Annotated in this window: 19 protein-coding genes; 6 read left to right on the top strand and 13 right to left on the bottom strand. The window is 54.8% G+C overall.

Annotation, left to right across the window (positions count from 1 at the left end; translation table 11 throughout):
- Positions 1-12 precede the first annotated feature (12 nt).
- From HFD95_RS12820 to soxR, 3 genes are all read right to left on the bottom strand, one after another.
- Positions 13-1,362 carry an NCS2 family permease gene (locus tag HFD95_RS12820; RefSeq protein WP_022625223.1) on the bottom strand — a complete coding sequence of 450 codons (1,350 nt, stop codon included), beginning with the start codon at positions 1,360-1,362 and terminating at the stop codon, positions 13-15.
- A 358-nt stretch (positions 1,363-1,720) separates the two neighbouring features.
- Positions 1,721-2,386 carry a glutathione S-transferase family protein gene (locus HFD95_RS12815; protein ID WP_010252159.1) on the bottom strand — a complete coding sequence of 222 codons (666 nt, stop codon included), beginning with the start codon at positions 2,384-2,386 and terminating at the stop codon, positions 1,721-1,723.
- A gap of 39 nt (positions 2,387-2,425) precedes the next feature.
- A complete protein-coding gene (gene soxR / locus HFD95_RS12810; RefSeq protein ID WP_010252161.1) occupies positions 2,426-2,911 on the bottom strand; it encodes a redox-sensitive transcriptional activator SoxR in 486 nt (161 codons plus the stop codon).
- A gap of 100 nt (positions 2,912-3,011) precedes the next feature.
- Between soxR and soxS the strand changes: the two genes are divergently transcribed.
- Both soxS and HFD95_RS12800 read left to right on the top strand, forming a co-directional pair.
- On the top strand, positions 3,012-3,437 hold the full coding sequence (soxS, locus tag HFD95_RS12805; RefSeq protein ID WP_010252163.1) for a superoxide response transcriptional regulator SoxS: 426 nt from the start codon (positions 3,012-3,014) through the stop codon (positions 3,435-3,437).
- 254 nt (positions 3,438-3,691) lie between these two features.
- Positions 3,692-3,973, top strand: coding sequence for a YjcB family protein (locus HFD95_RS12800; protein WP_010252166.1), 282 nt, complete (start codon positions 3,692-3,694; stop codon positions 3,971-3,973).
- 54 nt (positions 3,974-4,027) lie between these two features.
- On the opposite strand, the gene HFD95_RS12795 is transcribed toward HFD95_RS12800, so the two are convergent.
- Together HFD95_RS12795 and HFD95_RS12790 are read right to left on the bottom strand one after the other, a co-directional pair.
- A complete protein-coding gene (locus HFD95_RS12795; protein WP_010252168.1) occupies positions 4,028-4,978 on the bottom strand; it encodes an ATP-grasp fold amidoligase family protein in 951 nt (316 codons plus the stop codon).
- Positions 4,979-4,986: 8 nt separating this feature from the next.
- A complete protein-coding gene (locus tag HFD95_RS12790) occupies positions 4,987-6,243 on the bottom strand; it encodes an oligosaccharide flippase family protein (RefSeq protein WP_031591774.1) in 1,257 nt (418 codons plus the stop codon).
- A gap of 525 nt (positions 6,244-6,768) precedes the next feature.
- Between HFD95_RS12790 and HFD95_RS12785 the strand changes: the two genes are divergently transcribed.
- Positions 6,769-7,164, top strand: coding sequence for a transposase (locus HFD95_RS12785; RefSeq protein ID WP_003855733.1), 396 nt, complete (start codon positions 6,769-6,771; stop codon positions 7,162-7,164).
- 924 nt (positions 7,165-8,088) lie between these two features.
- On the opposite strand, the gene HFD95_RS12780 is transcribed toward HFD95_RS12785, so the two are convergent.
- Positions 8,089-9,048 (bottom strand): DMT family transporter, encoded by a 960-nt coding sequence (locus HFD95_RS12780; RefSeq protein WP_167430325.1) that lies wholly within the window; start codon positions 9,046-9,048, stop codon positions 8,089-8,091.
- Between the two features lie 77 nt (positions 9,049-9,125).
- On the bottom strand, positions 9,126-9,953 hold the full coding sequence (locus HFD95_RS12775; RefSeq protein WP_010252176.1) for an AraC family transcriptional regulator: 828 nt from the start codon (positions 9,951-9,953) through the stop codon (positions 9,126-9,128).
- A 120-nt stretch (positions 9,954-10,073) separates the two neighbouring features.
- Here HFD95_RS12775 and HFD95_RS12770 point away from each other — a divergent pair, with 120 nt between their 5' ends.
- Positions 10,074-10,595: an isochorismatase family protein gene (locus HFD95_RS12770; protein ID WP_167430324.1), complete on the top strand. Its 522-nt coding sequence runs from the start codon at positions 10,074-10,076 to the stop codon at positions 10,593-10,595.
- Positions 10,596-10,666: 71 nt separating this feature from the next.
- On the opposite strand, the gene ssb1 is transcribed toward HFD95_RS12770, so the two are convergent.
- The gene (ssb1, locus tag HFD95_RS12765; RefSeq protein ID WP_010252180.1) at positions 10,667-11,230 is read right to left on the bottom strand and encodes a single-stranded DNA-binding protein SSB1; all 564 of its coding nucleotides are present in this window, start codon (positions 11,228-11,230) and stop codon (positions 10,667-10,669) included.
- A gap of 224 nt (positions 11,231-11,454) precedes the next feature.
- On the opposite strand from ssb1, the gene uvrA reads away from it, so the two are divergent.
- Together uvrA and HFD95_RS12755 are read left to right on the top strand one after the other, a co-directional pair.
- Positions 11,455-14,283: an excinuclease ABC subunit UvrA gene (gene uvrA / locus HFD95_RS12760; protein ID WP_010252182.1), complete on the top strand. Its 2,829-nt coding sequence runs from the start codon at positions 11,455-11,457 to the stop codon at positions 14,281-14,283.
- A 233-nt stretch (positions 14,284-14,516) separates the two neighbouring features.
- Positions 14,517-15,581 carry an NAD(P)-dependent alcohol dehydrogenase gene (locus HFD95_RS12755; RefSeq protein WP_010252184.1) on the top strand — a complete coding sequence of 355 codons (1,065 nt, stop codon included), beginning with the start codon at positions 14,517-14,519 and terminating at the stop codon, positions 15,579-15,581.
- 52 nt (positions 15,582-15,633) lie between these two features.
- On the opposite strand, the gene HFD95_RS12750 is transcribed toward HFD95_RS12755, so the two are convergent.
- From HFD95_RS12750 to HFD95_RS12730, 5 genes are all read right to left on the bottom strand, one after another.
- Entirely contained in the window at positions 15,634-15,957 is a 324-nt protein-coding gene (locus HFD95_RS12750) for an MmcQ/YjbR family DNA-binding protein (RefSeq protein WP_089414666.1), read from the bottom strand.
- A complete protein-coding gene (locus HFD95_RS12745; protein WP_010252188.1) occupies positions 15,957-16,376 on the bottom strand; it encodes a secondary thiamine-phosphate synthase enzyme YjbQ in 420 nt (139 codons plus the stop codon). Before HFD95_RS12745 ends, HFD95_RS12750 begins: the two co-directional genes overlap by 1 nt.
- A gap of 121 nt (positions 16,377-16,497) precedes the next feature.
- Entirely contained in the window at positions 16,498-17,691 is a 1,194-nt protein-coding gene (locus HFD95_RS12740; RefSeq protein ID WP_010252191.1) for an amino acid aminotransferase, read from the bottom strand.
- Between the two features lie 40 nt (positions 17,692-17,731).
- A complete protein-coding gene (locus HFD95_RS12735) occupies positions 17,732-18,346 on the bottom strand; it encodes a YitT family protein (RefSeq protein WP_167430323.1) in 615 nt (204 codons plus the stop codon).
- A gap of 240 nt (positions 18,347-18,586) precedes the next feature.
- Positions 18,587-19,066, bottom strand: coding sequence for an Lrp/AsnC family transcriptional regulator (locus HFD95_RS12730; RefSeq protein ID WP_010252196.1), 480 nt, complete (start codon positions 19,064-19,066; stop codon positions 18,587-18,589).
- Positions 19,067-19,156: the final 90 nt, after the last annotated feature.

Raw genomic sequence — 19,156 nt, 5'->3', positions numbered from 1 at the left:
CCGGTTGTACAGTCAGATCGCCCAGCCACCGGCGTAAAACGCCACCAGCGCGATAGCAATAATGACGGTGCCGACGTTGAGCTTGCGCCATTCCCCCGCGAAGAGACGCCCCACGACCAGGCTGGCGAAGCCGATCATAATACCGGTTACGATGTTACAGGTGAGCACGATAATCACCGCCGTTAACAGGCCCGACATCGCATCGACAAAATCATTGAAGTCCACTTTCGCCACGTTGCTCAGCATCAGCAGACCCACATACATCAGCGCGGGGGCGGTGGCGTAAGCCGGCACCAGATACGCCAGCGGTGACATAAACAGAATGGCAAGGAACAGCAGGCCGACCACAATCGCGGTAAGACCGGTTTTACCCCCCGCCGCCGTTCCTGCCGCCGATTCGATATAAACCGCAGCCGGTGACGCGCCCACCAGACCCGCGAACAGGCTGCTGACGGAGTCGCTAGTCAGCGCACGGCCACCATTGATAATCTGGCCCTGTTTATCCAGCAGATTTGCCTGACCCGCGACCGCGCGAATGGTGCCGGTCGCGTCAAAGACCGCCGTCATCACCAGTGCCAGCACGCTTGGCAGCACGACCGGCTGCATCGCGCCCATAATGTCGAGGCTGAACAGCAGCGACTCACCGCTGGCATCACGCAGGCTCGGCAGCGCAAACAATCCTTTGTAGCTCACCGCCGGATCGAAAATCAGCCCCAGCAGCGAAATGGCGATAATTGTCATGAGTATACCGCCGGGCATCCGGCGCTTCTCCAGTCCAATAATTGCTGCCAGTCCCAGCAGCGTCATCATTACCGGGAAGGTGGTGAAGTGGCCCAGCGCCACCGGCAGGCCCGGTGCCGGGTTTTTCACTACCAGGCCTACACCGTCAGCCGCAATCAGCAGCAAAAACAGGCCAATTCCGACGCCAGTGCCGTGCGCCACGCCCATCGGCAGATTACGCAGGATCCAGGCACGAATGCCGGTCACTGAGATCAGGGTAAACAGCAGGCCCATCAGGAACACCGCGCCCAGCGCAACCGGCACGCTGATGTGCTGGCCCAGCACGAGGCTGAAAGCGGTAAAGGCGGTTAAGGAGATTGCACAGCCAATTGCCATCGGCAGATTGGCCCACAGTCCCATGATGATGGAACCAAAGCTGGCAACCAGGCAGGTGGCGACAAACACGGCAGTGGGGGGAAAACCGGCCTTGCCCAGCATCCCCGGCACCACGATGACGGAGTAGACCATCGCCAGGAAGGTGGTAAGTCCGGCCAGAATTTCCTGGCGCACGCTGCTGCCGCGCGCCGAGATCGAGAACCAGGCGTCCAGTTTTCCACTGGCCGGGCGTGATTCAGTTGACATAGTTGAGCCTCAAAAATTTTTGTTGTGTGGATCGCTCTGCGACCATCGCTGTCCCTGGAATAAGCGGGTAGACGGCGTCACTGTCGGGTTTTATCCGACAGGCAAACGTTTACCTTGCCGCAGATAGTTGGCCGCCAGAAGCGGCCAGATAAAAAGGCATGCGATTATCCGGCGTTTAGCGGCACATTTTCAACTGTCAGAGGGAGATTCTTCAGCATAAAGATCAGGCTTAAGTGGCCAGCAGCCACGTGGCCCAGGCCGACGTCAAACGCTGACGCCCTGAAGTTAACGCGATTTTCAGGGGGATGCGCACCGGCGCAGCCGTGATGAGACACGACCCGCCAGTGGAAGAGGGGAATTAACCTGGCAGCGAAAGCTCGCCGCCCTGATCGATCGCGCGCTGCCAGGCGGCACGCTGTTGCACAGTCTGCAGCCATTTCTGGCTGGCGGGCATCTGCTCCAGTCCGGCACGTCGCGCAAGCGCCAGGAGCGGAAAGCTCATCTGGATATCAGCGATACTGAAGCGCTGACCGGCGAACCAGGGATTTGCAGCCAGATGCTGTTCGATCATCTGCATGTGTGGCTTAAGCTGTTTATCCAGGAACGCTTTCTGCACGCCTTTACCGAATGCCGCCCCGACCGGACGCAGCAGCCACGGCACCGGTGCTTTACCCATCTGACCGAAGATCAGCTTCATCACCAGCAGCGGCATCAGCGAGCCTTCGGCATAGTGCAGCCAGTAGCGGCACTGCAGCCGTGACGCCTCATCACTCACTTTGAGCCGGAACTCGTGATCATATTTCTCTTCAAGATATTCGAGAATGGCACCTGACTCTGCCACTACCTGGTTCCCGTCGGTAATGACCGGTGATTTTCCCAGTGGATGCACTTTTTTCAGCGCCTCCGGGGCCAGCATGGTCGGTTCGCGTTGATAGCGTTTAATCTGGTACGGCACTTCCAGCTCTTCCAGCAGCCACAGCACCCGATGTGAGCGCGATTTCTCAAGATGGTGAACGGTGATCATCATGATTCCCTGTGTTTTGACCTTCACCAAGTATAGACGTCACTCCACATCCGGATGTTTATCATCCTGTTCCGGGTCAAGCAGCACCGCACCCGAGCCCTGCTGACCCAGCCGGTCGCCGGGATTGCGCAGCGGGCAGTCGCGCATCGACAAACAGCCGCAGCCGATACAGCCATCCAGGTCATTACGCAGGCGGGTCAGGGTTTCAATGCGCTTATCCAGCTCTTCGCGCCAGTGCTGCGTCAGCGCATCCCACTCCGGTGTCGACATGCGCTTGTCAGGCGGAATGTGATCCAGGCTGTCACTGACCGTTGCCAGCGGAATGCCGATACGCTGCGCAATCTTGATAATCGCGACGCGTCGCAGCACGTCACGGCTGTATCGCCGCTGATTGCCGCTGTTGCGGGTGCTGAAAATAAGTCCTTTTGTCTCATAAAAGTGCAGCGCCGAAACCGCCACACCGCTGCGGCGCGCCACTTCACCCGGTGTTAAGACCGGTTTCGGATAGTTGCGTTCTTTTTTCATCAGGCTCTTTACCTCAAGTTAACTTGAGGAATTATACTCGCTCTCCATCAAAACCACTAAACTCCCATTACCGCTTATTAAGCACCAGAAGGATGAGACCATGATGCAAGAAGAGATCATTCATTCCCTGACGCACTGGATTGACCAGAACCTGGATAAGAGCCTGTCGATCGATGAGGTTGCCGCAAAATCGGGCTATTCGAAATGGCATCTGCAGCGTATGTTCCGTTCGGTAACGAAACAGACGCTGGGTGGCTATATTCGCGAGCGCCGTCTGACGCTGGCAGCGGAAGCGCTGTCACAGACACAGCGGCCGGTTTTTGATATCGCGATGCAGTATGGCTATGACTCGCAGCAGACCTTCTCCCGTGTGTTTCGTCGTCAGTTTTCACAGACGCCTACCGCTTACCGCCATACCATGCGCCGCCAGGCGATTCAGCGCCCTCGCCTGCTGAGTTTTGGCTGCAATGACGGTATCAGTAGCTTCACCCAGCGCACGACCGGCGAGTGCTGTCCGGTTCGTTGACCCCTCAGATGCGCCCGCCCGGGCGCATCTGACTGATTTCCCCGCCGTTCTTCTTCTACTGCTCACTATTCCCTCACGCCGCTACCATACCAGAGTCAAATTTTGTTCAAAATTTAAAATCGGGTGATATAATGTGACCCAAGTCACACTTTGAACCTGGGTTGACGGCGAAAAAGCACCCCCTGACACACTTTTCCGCCGCCGGTGATGTCCGCAGATTGTCAGGAATACTTACTGATATTGAGGTCCGGCCGATGGCTACGTTAACCGCCAGTTTACTTGTTATGCGTTGGGAATTGCTGAGCGCAATCATGATGTTTTTTGCCAGCACCCTGAAAACCAAACTTCGTCAGGATAGCCGTCACGTGATGGCATTTATGTGTGGCGGGATTGGTTTAGGCATGACCTGCTGGTTTGTTACCGGTCTGATGGGCATTACCCTGAGCATGGATAACGTGCATAACTTTCTGGAAATCTCAAAGCATGCCTTTATCGATGTGATGAGCCAGGCGCCTGCTGACTGGCCGATGCCCTGATTTTTGCGCATAAAAAACCCCGCTTAGCGGGGTTTTTTATATTGCTGTGTGTGCTTAAATTTTCTTCAACATGGCAGGGATATTAACATCCTGCACTGTAACGCCCGGGCTCTGCGTTCCGCGGCGGTCCTGAATCCACATATCTCCCATCATCTGATTTAAACCACGATCTAATCCGGTGACCAGTCCTGCACCTGGGGTGAAGGTCAGTTCGCCAAAGTAGATGCGCTCGTCATGGATATACCAGTCCACACGCACGTAGTCGAAATCACTGGCCAGCTTCTTGCTCAGTTCGAGCGCATGTTCCAGTGACGGCATAATCGGTGAGACATCCAGACCGGTATCGCGAATCTTGTGATAGGCCTCATTGAGGTTATTCACGTAGAAATTCATCGACAGCAGCGGCTGGCAGCGGTTGTAGATCACCTGGAGCACATATTCGAACTTGCCATCACGCTTGTTGAACATATGAAACTTGTAATCAATGGGCGCGCTTTTGCCATCACCAATGTACTTCTCAACCAGGATACGTGGCTTGATGTAGCGATAGTGAATCTCACGCGCTTCGTTGGCGAAGTCGGTCTTCAGCCAGCGATAGCAGTCATGAATGATCTGCTGCTTGCGCAGTGCGTCCGGCTCCTCCAGCAGAATCTCTACCATGTTGGAGGCGTGGTTCGGCTTGATCACCGTCCCCTTCCAGCAGGGTAAGCTGTTCAGCGTGGTCGGGTCAGTCGTTTCGTGTACCAGCGGGATCAGGTATTCATTACCGATTTTTTCAGCAATGAATTCGCGCACCGAGTACTTATCTGACAGACGACCATAGCTTTGGTAATCGCCGAAGATAAACTTACGGTACAACACCTTCTCGTTGAACACTTTTGGCTGACGCAGATTGGGCAGCTTTCTGAACTTATGGAAGTAGTAGATGCGGTCCTGATAAGCCCAGGGCATCTTCTTAATAAAATACTGCACACTTCTTCTGAGTTCTTCTTTCAACTTGAGCATATCTGACCTCATTTGTATGTTTTGTAGTTGAGTGAGGAAACCTGAATCTTTTGAATGACGCCGTTTTTAAAGAAGTAATTCATTACGGTCAGGGACAAAAGTTCTGAAAGGAAAACGCTCCACGCGGCCCCCATGATGCCGTGACCCTGGATCAACCACCAGGAGAGCGGCAAACTGATGACCATCAGGCAGATGATTTTCCTCAGCAAGTAGTTAAATCCTCCCTCTTTGACCATGTAGCGATACGCTACGGTCCCCATTGCCGAAAAGCTGGTCGCTATCGACAGCAACGTAATGAGACTTCCTGACTGTGTGAATTCCGGGCCGTACAACGCAATGATGATCCGCTCGCCGTAAAGCGAAATGACCAGCAGCATCAGCAATGAAACCGCCATAACATAGCCATTGAGCCGCGCAGCCAGCTTAATGGCGACCTCGCCCCGCTCCCTGAAGATTTCAGTGAAGCAGGAGGTGATGAGCGCCACCGGGATAAAAATCCATGAGGCGGAAATGGTATTCGCCGCCGCAAACAGCCCGAGGTCGCGCGCGGGTGCCGTGCCTGCCAGGAACATCTGCGCCGCTTTTACCTGCACAGAGATAAAGATGCTGGAGATCGCCAGTGGCAGACCGGCATACATCAGATAACGCAGATAGGCCGTGCGCTTTTCGCGCGGTGGCATCTGATCCTGATGGTCCTGATAGAAGTTGTGACGCTTAATCAGATAAGGCACCAGAGTCACTGCGACAATCGACAGCGTCAGCCAGAGCGGATTAAGACGCAGCCAGGCGACGGTGAAGCTGATGCCGAAACTCAGCAGCATGCCCACGGCGTTGGCGATGGTGTTAAGACGCGAGGCAAGACGCGCGTTGTTATAAACGCTGAAGGTGTCCTGGGTGACAAAAACCGAGGCAACAAATGAGGCCAGTGCAAACGCCAGGAAATTTTCCTGCATGTTGTACCAGACCCAGATTAAGACTGGCACCGAAGTGACCAGCAACAGCACCATTCTCATCGTGCGGGCGATGGTCATCAGGCGCAGGCCTTTTGACGCATTTTTGCTGACGCGTTTAAACAGAATGGTTTCGGTGCCAAAGATTGCAACGGTTTGCACCATCGCAAATAGTGAAGTAGAAAACGCCATCTGGCCAAACACCGTTGGGCCAAAGGATTTCGCCACGTAAGACGTCACAAAAATGACGCCAAAAACGGAGATGATCTTCTCAGACATCATCCAGGCGGCATTAGACATTACGCTCAATTTCATCGACTCTTCCTTAGTATTACTCAACTACAACCGCTTCGGTACAACATCCCTGTAACGAATTAATAAGCGCTCAGTGGGCCTGGCGAAAATGTAAGACTTCAGACCAAGCTGGTCCGAAAATTGAGATGTAAATCATGATCCGGAGTGTTAATTCAGGATAATTCTTATTATAAATGGCGCGAATCACTTCAGATGGAAACGATTTCAGGCTGAAAATAAAACAACCTTTAAGAGCCCTTCCCGCCATATTAATCAAGTCGGTCAGGCTAAATATCCAATGTACGTAGAATTTTTTCGTATTTTGGATGCGATGAATTTATAACAAAAATCCCCCTCCAGGAAGGCACGCCCACCGGATAAGAATAAAATAAGATTTATCCCATGATGATATTTATTCTAAATATCTTAATTTAGGCTTCGCAATTCAATTCGCGCACTTTAATACTGCCTTAATAGAATCTTACAGTGCCAGAAATTATTAAAGTCATTCTCATCCATTAATCGATAAGAAAGGTAAGAGCATTTATGAGAAAGTCACGATACAGCGAAGATCAAATCACAAATGCCATTAAAGCTTCTGAATCGGGCGTGAAAGTCAGAGAGATTTGTGAAGAGTTAGGCATCTCTGAAGCCACGTTCTACAGCTGGAAGAAGAAGTTTTCTGGGTTGTCTTCGGAAGAAGGCAGAAAAATCAAAGAGCTGGAAGAAAAACTGCAGAACATCACGCGTGAACTGCAGACGCTCAACTCGGACAAAGAGATGCTGCAGAGTGTTCTGAAGCACTTCTTTACCACTAATGAAAAACGTCAGGCTGTGGATTTCCTGCAGGCCACCTTTGACATTGGCACCCGTCGCAGCTGCCGCTTATTAGATATCAGTCGCAGCGTATACCATTATCCGTCAGGCACGGAGAACCGCTAAACCCCAATGCTACCGCGCTTTTTAGACTTAACGCTGAGATTTGTTCTTACCAGAAGAGATGAAGATCATTTAACAGGACAATTGCGGCACCCTTTTCCGCTCCATTTATAACTAATGAATGGCTTCACGGCTAAGCTTCTTTTTTTGCGGTAAAATTGATTCACAACAGCAAACGTCTCGCATTCTACGGCTACTCTTCCCTTCCCAATCTCGTTTACGCGGGATTGGGCCCTCCCTTTCTTACGTAAGCCCAGCTAATCGTCGGAACTAAATCGTCTCAATTTCATTAAGCCAATTTAAACATCGCGCAAAAAACAATCATCGTATATTTGAGTTAATGCTGGACCTGACTCAAATTTTTGCGGCTGCGTTTAATTCCGGGGAATGGGTTAATGGCATATACTTTCTCCAGGATTAATCCAGGATAAATAGTTTATTGCTCCTTATCACTAACGTTATGTGTCTATCTTTTCGCTCTCTTCATTGCGCATCATTGATGCCAGAGATTAATCTTTAATTATTAACGCAGCGGCGGAGTTTTCTTACTCATTCATCACTAAGTGAAGTTAATAGTGGTTTTCAGCCTCCCTTTCTCAGGACCATACCGCAATAAAAAGCCGCTGATAAAAGCATAACGTCCATAATGCTGCGCGATTTTTCCTGATTAATGACCGATATCTGAACAGTTCCTCCCTGGCAACGCTAAACATGGCTATGTTCAGGAGACCATCAGTCCCGTTTTTTCACTGACAAACAGGGGATGAAAGAGGCTTTCGGGGGTAAAGGCACGATTACGCAGAGGCATGAAATCGATTTCGCGGCACAAATCTGCCGGAGAGCGAGCAAATCGGGGTAGGGTTTAATCTTAAAAAGCCGCGCGGCGTGTTATCCGCGCGGCAGAGGTCTTTTGGCAATCTTCGCGGTTTACTCTTTAACCGCGACGACGAGAGGCTGCGGTTTAATGCGCATTGCCCACAGGACACCAGCCATCAGACAAATAATCCCCGTCACGGTGAGCAGGGGTGGCCAGCTTTGATACCAGAGAAAAGTCCACAACAGGCCGAAAAGGATCTCAAAAACAATCAGTGGCCCCATCAGTACGGTGGGCAGACGCTGGCTGGCAGCGTTCCAGCATAAGGTCCCGAGCCAGGAACAGAGCAGACCAATCGCCAGCATCAGGGAGATAAACACTTCAGGACGCGGCCCAAACGGCAGTGCAAAAGCCGGCTGTTGCCAGGCAAGCTGCGCGCTGACCAGCGCGTACATGATTAGCGCCATCGGCAGCGTCACGACTCCCTGCGCTGTTGCCCAGGTCGAGGGCCGCAGTTCGGGATGTGTACGCAGCCAGCGGGCATTGCGCAGCGGATACCAGGTCCAGCAGACCACAGCCAGCAGCGCCAGCGCGATACCGGTCAGATAACGGCTGAGATCAAGGGTGTGGCCCTGACTCTGTAGCTCCGCCGCATTCACGCAGAGTAATCCGGCCGCCATCATGACCAGTGCCGGAAACAGCCGCCGCCACGGCAGGCGTCCTTCAAGATGGCCGTAACAGAGATTGGCCGTCACAGCGATCACCACCGGCAGCGTGCCGATAATCATGGTGGAGACCGGCCCGCCAGTGCGCTGAATGGCGTTCGCCAGAAACGCATAGTAGAAGAGGTTTCCCACCAGCGAGAGCTTTACCGCCTCACGCCAGTCGGCCCGGGCCAGCTTGCGCAGGCGATGACGACCGTGCCAGGCCAGCGGCAGCGCAATCAGCCCAAACGCCACATAACGTCCCGCCGATTGCAGCGCGCCAGGATAGTCAGGCACCAGCAGCGGCCCGACAAAGATCAGCCCCCACAGCAGTCCGGCGGTGACGGCAAACATGACACCAGCAAACATAATTTCTTCCTTATATAGCTTTTTCGTTCAGTGTGGCGGGTTCGGGCGGGGAATGCTTGTAGCAGATTGCGGTGGTATCAGGGCTGGCGCACCTGCTTTTGATAGCGGCCCGGCGTGATGCCATAACGGTTTGCAAAGGCGCGGGTCAGATGGGCCTGATCGGTTAATCCCACCGCCGCCGCAACGCTGGCAGCCGCTTCACCCTGTGCCAGCCTTTGCTTGGCGTCGTAAAGCCGGAAAGCCATCAGCATCTGATGAGGCGTAACGTGATAGTGCTGACGAAAGGCGCGTAAGAAGTGCCACGGCGAAAGCGAGGCCAGCGCCGCCAGCTCATCCAGCCGCACCGGTTCTGCGAGGTTTGCGCGCAGAAAATCTCTTACCTGATCAAAACGATGCCGTGCATCCGGTCTGCCCTGTGAGGACATGCGTGCCAGCGGACGAATCTGCAACAGCAGTTCAGCCAGCAGGCTCTGGCGCGCCAGAGGTGATTCCGCCTGCCAGAGTGTCGCCAGCGTGCGGGAGAGCGGCCGCGCCACGCGCGGATCGGTCAACAGCGCCTCGTTGAACCACCAGCCGCGATCGCCGGTCAGTTCATCCATCAGCTGCGGCTGAATGTAGATCATCTGGTAGCGCCAGCCCTCTTCACACGCTGACTCACCGGTATGCAGCTCATCCGGATTCATCATGACCAGCGAGTTCTCCGGCGCAGTATATTCGGTGCCGCGGTAGCGAAAGCGTTGCGCGCCCGCTTCAATGGTGCCGATACCAAAGGCTTCATGGGTATGGGGTTCAAATGCGTAGCGGGAGATGTGGGCCTGATAGAGTTCCACACCGGGCAGCTCGGCGAGTTGCTGAAACCGGGCGCGGTCTTTCTCACAGGGGAAACTCGCCGGAACACCTTCCACTTCTCTCTCCTTATTTAACCAGTCGGTTTAGCATGCCTGTGACAGGGGGGAAAATGCAAAAGATTGCTTTCCGCAATGCCTCAGGTAACACTGCTTTTTTCAAACCGGATGGGATTAAGCATGGCACAGCGGGTAGTCGTGGTCATTGATATGCAGAATGGCGTCTTCAGCACGCCACGCTTCGACACAGCGGGAAGGATTGCACAGATTAACCGGCTGACCGAACGCGCCGATATCACAATATTTATCCAGCACCGCGAAGGCGAGATGTGCGAGGGTAATGCGGCTTTCGGGCTGCTGCCGGAAATCGTTCAGCCTGCTGGCGCACACTATGTGACTAAAATTGCCTGCGACAGCTTCTGGCACACCGACCTGGCCGCGCTGTTAAAGAGGCTGGCGGTAGAGGAATTTGTGGTGTGCGGTTGTGCCACTGACTACTGCCTGGATACCACGATAAAAGTCGGTGCCAGTGCGGGCTATGCGATTACCGTTGCCGCCGATGCGCACACCACGGCAGACCGCCGCTGGGTCAGCGCCGAAGCACTGATTAACCAGCACAATGACGTGTGGGCCTCACTGCTGATCCCCGGCAACGTGCCGCGTGTGCTGAGCACGGAGGCGATTCTGGCGGAATGGTCGTAGCTGGCCGCCAGACGCCGCGCATAAAAAAAGCCCGCAAAGCGGGCTTTTTTTGTACTCTCTGGCCAACGGAATCAGAACGGAATATCGTCGTCGAAATCCATTGGTGGTTCGTTGTTGTTGCTGGCCGGCGCGCTCTGTGGCTGCGGCTGCGGACGGGACTGCGCGCCACCACTGAACTGGTTATTGTTGCCCTGCGGCTGCTGCGGCTGACCCCAGCCATTGTTGTTGCCACCGCCCTGCGCGCCACCACCGGCTGGAGCGCCTGCACCGGCATTACCGCCCTGCTGACGGCCACCCAGCATCTGCATGGTACCACCAACGTTAACCACGACTTCGGTGGTGTAACGCTCCTGGCCACCCTGATCCTGCCATTTACGGGTGCGCAGCTGGCCTTCGATATAGACCTGCGACCCTTTTTTCAGGTATTCACCCGCGACTTCAGCCAGTTTGCCAAACAGAACCACACGGTGCCACTCAGTGATCTCTTTGTTTTCACCGGTCTGCTTGTCGCGCCAGCTTTCCGACGTAGCCAGCGTAATGTTGGCAACAGCGCCACCATTTGGCATATAACGTACTTCCGGATCCTGACCCAGATTCCCGACAAGAATCACTTTGTTAACGCCACGACTGGCCATGTTGCTGTCTCCCGATGAGTTAATGCATACAGTCTAATCTATCAATTCTAACACGTCCTGCGGTCTGTTTCCCACTTTCGAGCGGGGTTCCAGTTTTAATCCGCTGCGCGCCGGAGGCTGAGAGTACTGGATATTTATTCAGTCTATTTTTTGTGCCATAATGACACGTTTATTCTGGCCGTGTCGGCAAGGCGCGGTGAGTGCTGCTAATCCGGGAAAGGTGAATGGATAAGATCGAAGTTCGTGGTGCCCGCACCCATAATTTGAAAAACATCAACCTGACCATCCCACGCGACAAACTCATTGTGGTAACCGGCCTGTCAGGTTCCGGTAAATCCTCACTGGCGTTTGATACGCTGTATGCGGAAGGTCAGCGCCGCTATGTGGAGTCGCTCTCTGCGTATGCGCGCCAGTTTCTTTCGTTAATGGAGAAGCCGGACGTCGATCATATCGAAGGTTTGTCGCCCGCCATTTCCATTGAACAGAAATCCACCTCACACAACCCACGCTCGACCGTGGGAACCATCACCGAGATCCATGATTACCTGCGTCTGCTGTTTGCCCGCGTTGGCGAACCGCGCTGCCCGGATCATGATGTGCCGCTGGCGGCGCAGACCGTCAGCCAGATGGTCGATCAGGTGCTCTCCCAGCCGGAAGGCCGTCGCCTGATGCTGCTGGCGCCGGTGGTGAAAGATCGTAAGGGTGAGCACACCAAAACGCTGGAGAATCTGGCGACGCAAGGTTATATCCGTGCGCGTATTGATGGCGAAGTGTGTGACCTCTCCGATCCGCCAAAACTCGAGCTGCAGAAGAAGCACACCATTGAAGTGGTGATTGACCGCTTTAAAGTACGTGAAGATCTCGCAACCCGCCTGGCGGAATCGTTTGAGACCACGCTGGAGCTCTCCGGCGGGACGGCCATCGTGGCGGACATGGATGACAGCGCCGCAGAAGAGCTGCTCTTCTCGGCTAACTTCGCCTGCCCGATCTGTGGTTACAGCATGAGCGAGCTGGAGCCGCGCCTGTTCTCGTTTAACAACCCGGCGGGCGCCTGTCCGACCTGTGACGGCCTTGGCGTACAGCAATATTTTGACCCTGACCGCGTGGTGCAGAATCCTGAACTCTCGCTGGCGGGCGGTGCAATCCGCGGCTGGGATCGCCGCAATTTCTACTACTTCCAGATGCTGCGTTCGCTGGCGGAACACCTCGATTTTGATATCGAAGCGTCGTTCGGCAGCCTGCCAGAAAACGTACAGAAAGTGATTCTGTACGGATCAGGCAAAGAGAGCATCGAATTTAAGTACATCAACGATCGCGGCGACACCTCGGTGCGCCGTCATCCATTTGAAGGGGTGCTCAATAACATGGAGCGCCGCTACAAAGAGACCGAGTCCTCAGCGGTACGCGAAGAGCTGGCGAAATTTATCAGCAACCGCGCCTGTGCCAGCTGTGAAGGAACCCGTCTGCGTCGTGAAGCGCGTCATGTCTTCGTGGAGAACACCACGCTGCCGACCATCTCTGAGATGAGCATCGGCCATGCGATGTCCTTCTTTGAAAATATGAAACTCAGCGGCCAGCGTGCGCAGATCGCCGAGAAAATTTTGAAAGAGATTGGCGATCGCCTGAGCTTCCTGGTCAACGTCGGCCTGAACTATCTTTCGATGTCGCGTTCCGCCGAGACCCTGTCCGGTGGTGAAGCACAGCGTATCCGTCTGGCCAGCCAGATCGGTGCCGGTCTGGTCGGCGTGATGTATGTGCTGGATGAGCCTTCAATCGGCCTGCACCAGCGCGACAACGAACGTCTGCTTGGCACCCTGATTCATCTGCGCGACCTCGGTAACACGGTGATCGTGGTTGAGCATGATGAAGATGCGATTCGTGCCGCTGACCATGTGATCGATATCGGTCCGGGTGCGGGCGTACATGGCGGCCAGGTGGTGGCTGAAGGCACGGTTGATCAGATCATGGCGCAGGAAGCGTCACTGACCGGCCAGTTCCTGAGCGGCAAGCGTGGCATTGCAGTGCCAGAGGAGCGCGTCAAAGGCGACCCGGCCAAAGTCCTGAAGATTACTGGCGCACGCGGCAACAACCTCAAGGATGTCACGCTGACGCTGCCGGTCGGACTGTTCACCTGTATTACCGGTGTTTCCGGCTCGGGTAAATCGACCCTGATCAACGATACGCTCTTCCCGATTGCCCAGCGGGCGCTGAACGGCGCGACCATCGCCGAACCGGCACCTTACCGTGACGTGGCGGGACTGGAGCACTTCGACAAAGTAATCGACATCGACCAGAGCCCGATTGGTCGTACACCGCGCTCCAACCCGGCCACCTACACCGGCATCTTCACCCCGGTGCGTGAACTGTTTGCGGGCGTGCCGGAAGCGCGTTCGCGCGGCTATAATCCGGGCCGCTTCAGCTTTAACGTGCGTGGCGGACGCTGTGAAGCCTGTCAGGGCGATGGCGTGCTGAAAGTCGAAATGCACTTCCTGCCGGACATTTATGTGCCGTGCGATCAGTGCAAAGGCAAACGCTATAACCGTGAAACGCTGGAAGTGAAGTACAAAGGAAAGAGCATTCACGAAGTGCTGGAGATGACCATCGAAGAGGCACGTGAGTTCTTCGATGCGGTGCCGGCGCTGGCGCGTAAGCTGCAGACGCTGATCGATGTGGGTCTCACCTACATCCGCCTCGGTCAGTCCGCGACCACTCTTTCCGGCGGTGAAGCCCAGCGCGTGAAGCTGGCGCGTGAGCTGTCAAAGCGTGGCACCGGTCAGACGCTCTACATTCTGGATGAACCGACCACCGGCCTGCACTTTGCCGATATCCAGCAGCTGCTGGAAGTGCTGCATAAGCTGCGCGATCAGGGCAACACCATCGTGGTGATTGAGCACAACCTGGATGTGGTTAAAACTGCAGACTGGATTGTCGACCTGGGTCCGGAAGGCGGCAGCGGCGGCGGTGAAATCCTGGTAGCTGGTACGCCAGAAACCGTGGCGGAATGTGAGAAATCACATACCGCGCGCTTCCTGAAGCCACTGTTACAGAAGTAATTCTGTCAGGCCCGCCGCGTGCGGGCCTTTTACTCTCCCCTGTCGATTCAGCCAGAAAATTGCAGAATCAGGCAAGATTCAGACATGTATAGGCATATACGCTTTTCCCCACGCTGACTATCCTTAAGCGGTTCCTCTTTGGCACGCCCCTGGCGTCGCCCTGTTTTCGCAGCACATCAACGCTGCTGCACTTCATCGAATAACACTCACGACACATCGAAACTGGAGACACCATGAATATTACGCATGCGTATGCTGCTCAGGATGCAAAATCCAAACTGGCACCGTTCGATTTTAAGCCGCGTGAGCTGCGCGCCCATGACGTTCAGCTTGAGGTGCTGTTCTGTGGCGTTTGCCACTCAGACCTGCATCAGGCCCGTAATGAGTGGAAAAACACCATTTTTCCCGTGGTTCCGGGCCATGAAATTGTCGGTCGCGTCACGGCCGTTGGCCCGCAGACGCAGAAATACAAAGTCGGCGATCTGGTCGGCGTAGGCTGCATGGTCGATTCGTGCCGCAGCTGTCCGAGCTGTCAGCAGGGTCTGGAGCAGTATTGTGAAAACGGCTTTGTTGGCACCTATAACGGTGAAGATCGTGAAACCGGCGCCATTACCTACGGCGGTTACTCAACGTCGATGGTGGTTGATGAGAGCTTTGTGCTGCGCATTCCCGAGAACCTGGAGCTGGCGGGCGTGGCACCGCTGCTGTGTGCCGGTATCACCACTTACTCGCCGCTGCGCCACTGGAATGTCGGCCCGGGCAAGAAAGTGGGTATCGTAGGCTTAGGCGGCCTGGGCCATATGGGCGTGAAAATTGCCCATGCCATGGGCGCACATGTGGTGCTGTTCACCACCTCGCCTTCCAAAATTGAAGATGGCAAACGTCTGGGTGCCGATGAAGTCGTGATCTCTAAAGATGCGGAGCAGATGGCGCAGCACGCCAACAGCTTCGACTTCATTCTGAATACCGTGGCGGCTCAGCACGATCTCAACCCCTTCATCACCCTGCTGAAGCTGGATGGCAACATGACGCTGGTGGGTGCACCGGAGCACGATCACCCGGCACCGCAGGTATTTAACCTGATCTTCAAGCGTCGCAGCATCGCCGGTTCACTGATTGGCGGCATCGCAGAGACCCAGGAGATGCTCGATTTCTGTGGTGAGCACGGCATTACGTCAGACATTGAACTGATCGCGATGGACCAGATCAATGAAGCCTATGAGCGCATGCTGAAAAGCGATGTGAAATACCGCTTCGTTATCGACATTAATACCCTGCGCGAGCAGCCTGCCGCGTAACCCGCGGTCTCTAAAACCCTCTTGCTCAGGTAAGAGGGTTTTTTATTGCCGTTTAGCGGGCCGTTGCAACCTGCTGGAATGAGGCATCGACCAGATAGTAGATCTGCGAATCTTTCAGCGAACCGTCCAGGAACAGCGTGCTCCAGTGTGACTTGTTCAGATGCTCGCTGGGAATAATATCGCTATGCTCTTCGCGCAGTAATTCGGCCAGCGCAGGCGTCGATTTCAGCGAGACCGCTGGCCGCCCTTTCGCCTCATGTACCATCGCAAACAGCACGCCGTTGCTTTTAATCTGCGTGGCTTTCCAGTCACTGTGGACGCTCTGCTCCGCGCCCGGCTTGCTCATGCAATAGGTCAGAAAGTCTGAGTTATTCATTACGATTCCCCTTGTAAAGTGGCGACAATCCGCCTGGCACCGCCCTCAATGCGATGCTCGCCCAGCCAGATACCCTGCCAGGTGCCCAGCACCAGACGTCCCCGCTGAACCGGTAATAACAACGAAACCCCTAAGATCGACGATTTGATGTGCGCCGGCATATCATCACGCCCTTCGTAATCGTGCTGATAAGGCGCATTCTCCGGCACGTGCCGCATGAAATGCTGCTCCATGTCGCTGCGCACCGTCGGGTCGCAATTCTCATTTAAGGTTAACGACGCCGAAGTGTGCTGCAACAGCAGATGCAGCAGACCGGTTTTGATATCACGCAGTCCGGAGAGCGAGTTCACGATCTCATCGGTGACCAGATGAAACCCGCGCGGCTTCGCGCTCAGCGTAATAGTTTGTTGATGCCACATAGCTTATTCCTGAAACGGTTACCCCGTTTAAGTGTGCAGCATGTCGCCGAAAGGTAAACCCTGACCCATAAAAAAACCGCCAGAGAGCACCCTGACGGTTTTTTTTACAGCCTGGCGGCCGTTACATCACGGCGGCAAACGCTTCAGCCACCTGATGCACATTTTTGCTGTTCAGACCGGCCACACACATGCGGCCGCTGCCCACCAGATAGATGCCAAATTCGTTGCGCAGACGATCGACCTGCTGCGCACTCAGGCCGGTGTAGCTGAACATGCCACGCTGCTTCAGCAGGTAGTCGAAGTTTTTACCTGGCAGTGCAGTGCTCAGCACGTCCACCAGCGACTGACGCATGTCCAGAATGCGTAAGCGCATCGCTTCCACTTCAGCCAGCCAGCTGGCTTTCAACTCGTCATCGTTGAGTACGCGCGCGACAACCTGCGCACCGAAATTCGGCGGGCTGGAGTAGTTGCGGCGAACCGTGGCTTTTAACTGGCCCAGCACACGCGCTGACTCTTCGGCGCTGTCACAGACGATAGAGAGACCGCCCACGCGCTCGCCATAGAGCGAGAAAATTTTGGAGAAGGAGTTGCTCACCAGGGCTGGCAGGCCCGCCGCCGCGACCGCGCGCAACGCATAGGCATCCTGCTGCATGCCGGCCCCAAAGCCCTGATAGGCGATATCCAGGAATGGGATCAGCTGCTGTGCTTTCAGCACCTCAACGGTCTGATCCCACTGCGCATCAGTCAGGTCAGCACCGGTCGGGTTATGACAGCAGGGATGCAGCAGCACGACGCTCTGCGCTGGCAGGGTTTTCAGGGTGCTGATAAAGGCATCAAACCGCACGCCGTGGGTCTCTGCGTCATACCAGGGATAGGTATTTACCTCAAAACCTGCACCATTAAAAATCGCGACGTGGTTCTCCCAGGTCGGATCGCTGACCCAGACCGCAGACTGCGGGAAGTAGCGCTTAAGGAAATCCGCGCCCACTTTCAGCGCGCCAGAACCGCCCAGCGTCTGAATAGAGGCGATACGGCCCGCGTTTAACACCGGATGATCGGCACCAAACAGCAGCGGTGCAATCGCACTACGGTAGCTGTTCAGCCCTTCCATTGGCAGATAGAGTGATGCCTGATGCGGCTCAGCATAGATCTGCTCTTCGGCAGCGGCTACAGCCTTCAGCTGCGGGATGATGCCCTTTTCGTCGTAATAGAGGCCGATACTCAGGTTAACTTTGTGTTCGCGTGGGTCTTGTTTGAAGGCTTCCATCAACGACAGAATCGGATCGCCAGCATAGGCATCAACGTTTTGAAACACGGTGTAGGTCTCCATGATTGGTCCAGAGGGAAGATGCGGATTAAACCCGATAGCGTCCCGGACGGTGGTTCATTGCAATAATCAGATTCAGGATCACCGCACCCGCAATCGACGCGAGCAGGATGGGGCCGCTCACCACAAAGAGTGACGCCAGCACGACGCAGGTATCGACCACCATTTGCAGTTTCCCCGCGCGGATCCCAAAGCGATCCTGTAGCCACAGCGCCAGAATATTGACGCCGCCCAGGCTCGCCTTATGACGAAATAACACTATAAACCCGATTCCCATGATGACGTTACCGAACAGTGTCGCATAGAAGGGGTTAAGGTCAGAAAAGTGGACGAACAGCGGGTGCAGCTGGGTGAACAGCGATACCAGACCGACGGCGCAGAAGGTTTTCAGCGTAAATTCCCAGCCCATGCGTTTTACCGCCAGCCAGTAAAAAGGGATGTTGATCAGGAAGAACGCGCTGCCGAACGAAAGCGGCGACAGGTAGCTGATCAGAAAGGCGATGCCTGCGGTGCTGCCGGTCAGCGCTCCCGCCTGTTTCAGCATAATGACGCCGAACGAGACCATCAGGGTGCCAAGCACCATCGCCAGCGCATCTTCAATGCGCGAATGCGGGACGCGGGAGGGTTCTGCGATGTTATCCATGGGGTTTTCTCAGTGCAAAGGATGCGGTTTCGATGCAAAAAACGCACCATCGCCACAGCACTGAACTGCTGTAAACCGGGTGCCAGCGATATCCCATTGATATCTAAGGCGCTTTAAAAAAGAACTTTGTGCATAAATTCCGGCAGATACCGTCAACCTATGCGTTAAAGTCCGACTCTATGCGCGCTCTTCGCATTAATTGCCGCAAGTGTGCACCAAAAGCGCACAGCGCGCACCTTTTTAGCGCGTCTTCTGCTCAGGCAGCATCATCAGCCCGTTCTCTTTCATGCGTCCCAGCACTACCGAGGTTTTCACATGGGAAACGCTCTGGTGGCCCGCGACTAACTGGCTGATTAACGCACTAAGGGAATTGAGATCGGCCACTGCCACTTTAAGCAGATAGTCCGCATCGCCGGTGGTTTTATAGGCATCCACGATCGCCTGTTCCTGCTCCACCATCCGGTGAAAGCTCTCAACATATTCTGCGGTGTGGTTAATTAAACGCACCTCAATCAATCCCACCATGCCAAGCCCGATGGCATCGGGCGACAGCCGGGCATGATAACCCAGGATCAGATTAGCCTGTTCCAGATTGATACGACGGCGGGAACATTGTGAGGCAGAAAGGCCGACCAGATCGCTGAGTTCCTGATTGGTCAGACGGCCGTTGGATTGTAATAAAGTCAGGATTTTAAGGTCGTAATCGTCTACGTGAGTCATTCCGTTTCCACAGCGTGATGGGCGTCGCTTTGTTACAGATAACCCGATAACCCGAGAGGTTGTCCAACACTATTTTGTGATGATGGGGGC

The organism is Pantoea sp. EKM10T, assembly GCF_011800685.1.
GTDB classification, from domain to species: Bacteria; Pseudomonadota; Gammaproteobacteria; order Enterobacterales; family Enterobacteriaceae; genus Pantoea; species Pantoea agglomerans.
This window is presented reverse-complemented; position numbering and strand designations above follow the sequence as displayed.

What these genes read in the sequence shown, in the direction of transcription:
- HFD95_RS12820 (WP_022625223.1), bottom strand. Translation starts at nt 1,362, where the DNA reads ATGTCAACTGAATCACGCCCGGCCAGTGGAAAACTGGACGCCTGGTTC.
- HFD95_RS12815 (WP_010252159.1), bottom strand. Translation starts at nt 2,386, where the DNA reads ATGATCACCGTTCACCATCTTGAGAAATCGCGCTCACATCGGGTGCTG.
- soxR (WP_010252161.1), bottom strand. Translation starts at nt 2,911, where the DNA reads ATGAAAAAAGAACGCAACTATCCGAAACCGGTCTTAACACCGGGTGAA.
- soxS (WP_010252163.1), top strand. Translation starts at nt 3,012, where the DNA reads ATGATGCAAGAAGAGATCATTCATTCCCTGACGCACTGGATTGACCAG.
- HFD95_RS12800 (WP_010252166.1), top strand. Translation starts at nt 3,692, where the DNA reads ATGGCTACGTTAACCGCCAGTTTACTTGTTATGCGTTGGGAATTGCTG.
- HFD95_RS12795 (WP_010252168.1), bottom strand. Translation starts at nt 4,978, where the DNA reads ATGCTCAAGTTGAAAGAAGAACTCAGAAGAAGTGTGCAGTATTTTATT.
- HFD95_RS12790 (WP_031591774.1), bottom strand. Translation starts at nt 6,243, where the DNA reads ATGAAATTGAGCGTAATGTCTAATGCCGCCTGGATGATGTCTGAGAAG.
- HFD95_RS12785 (WP_003855733.1), top strand. Translation starts at nt 6,769, where the DNA reads ATGAGAAAGTCACGATACAGCGAAGATCAAATCACAAATGCCATTAAA.
- HFD95_RS12780 (WP_167430325.1), bottom strand. Translation starts at nt 9,048, where the DNA reads ATGTTTGCTGGTGTCATGTTTGCCGTCACCGCCGGACTGCTGTGGGGG.
- HFD95_RS12770 (WP_167430324.1), top strand. Translation starts at nt 10,074, where the DNA reads ATGGCACAGCGGGTAGTCGTGGTCATTGATATGCAGAATGGCGTCTTC.
- ssb1 (WP_010252180.1), bottom strand. Translation starts at nt 11,230, where the DNA reads ATGGCCAGTCGTGGCGTTAACAAAGTGATTCTTGTCGGGAATCTGGGT.
- uvrA (WP_010252182.1), top strand. Translation starts at nt 11,455, where the DNA reads ATGGATAAGATCGAAGTTCGTGGTGCCCGCACCCATAATTTGAAAAAC.
- HFD95_RS12755 (WP_010252184.1), top strand. Translation starts at nt 14,517, where the DNA reads ATGAATATTACGCATGCGTATGCTGCTCAGGATGCAAAATCCAAACTG.
- HFD95_RS12750 (WP_089414666.1), bottom strand. Translation starts at nt 15,957, where the DNA reads ATGAATAACTCAGACTTTCTGACCTATTGCATGAGCAAGCCGGGCGCG.
- HFD95_RS12745 (WP_010252188.1), bottom strand. Translation starts at nt 16,376, where the DNA reads ATGTGGCATCAACAAACTATTACGCTGAGCGCGAAGCCGCGCGGGTTT.
- HFD95_RS12735 (WP_167430323.1), bottom strand. Translation starts at nt 18,346, where the DNA reads ATGGATAACATCGCAGAACCCTCCCGCGTCCCGCATTCGCGCATTGAA.
- HFD95_RS12730 (WP_010252196.1), bottom strand. Translation starts at nt 19,066, where the DNA reads ATGACTCACGTAGACGATTACGACCTTAAAATCCTGACTTTATTACAA.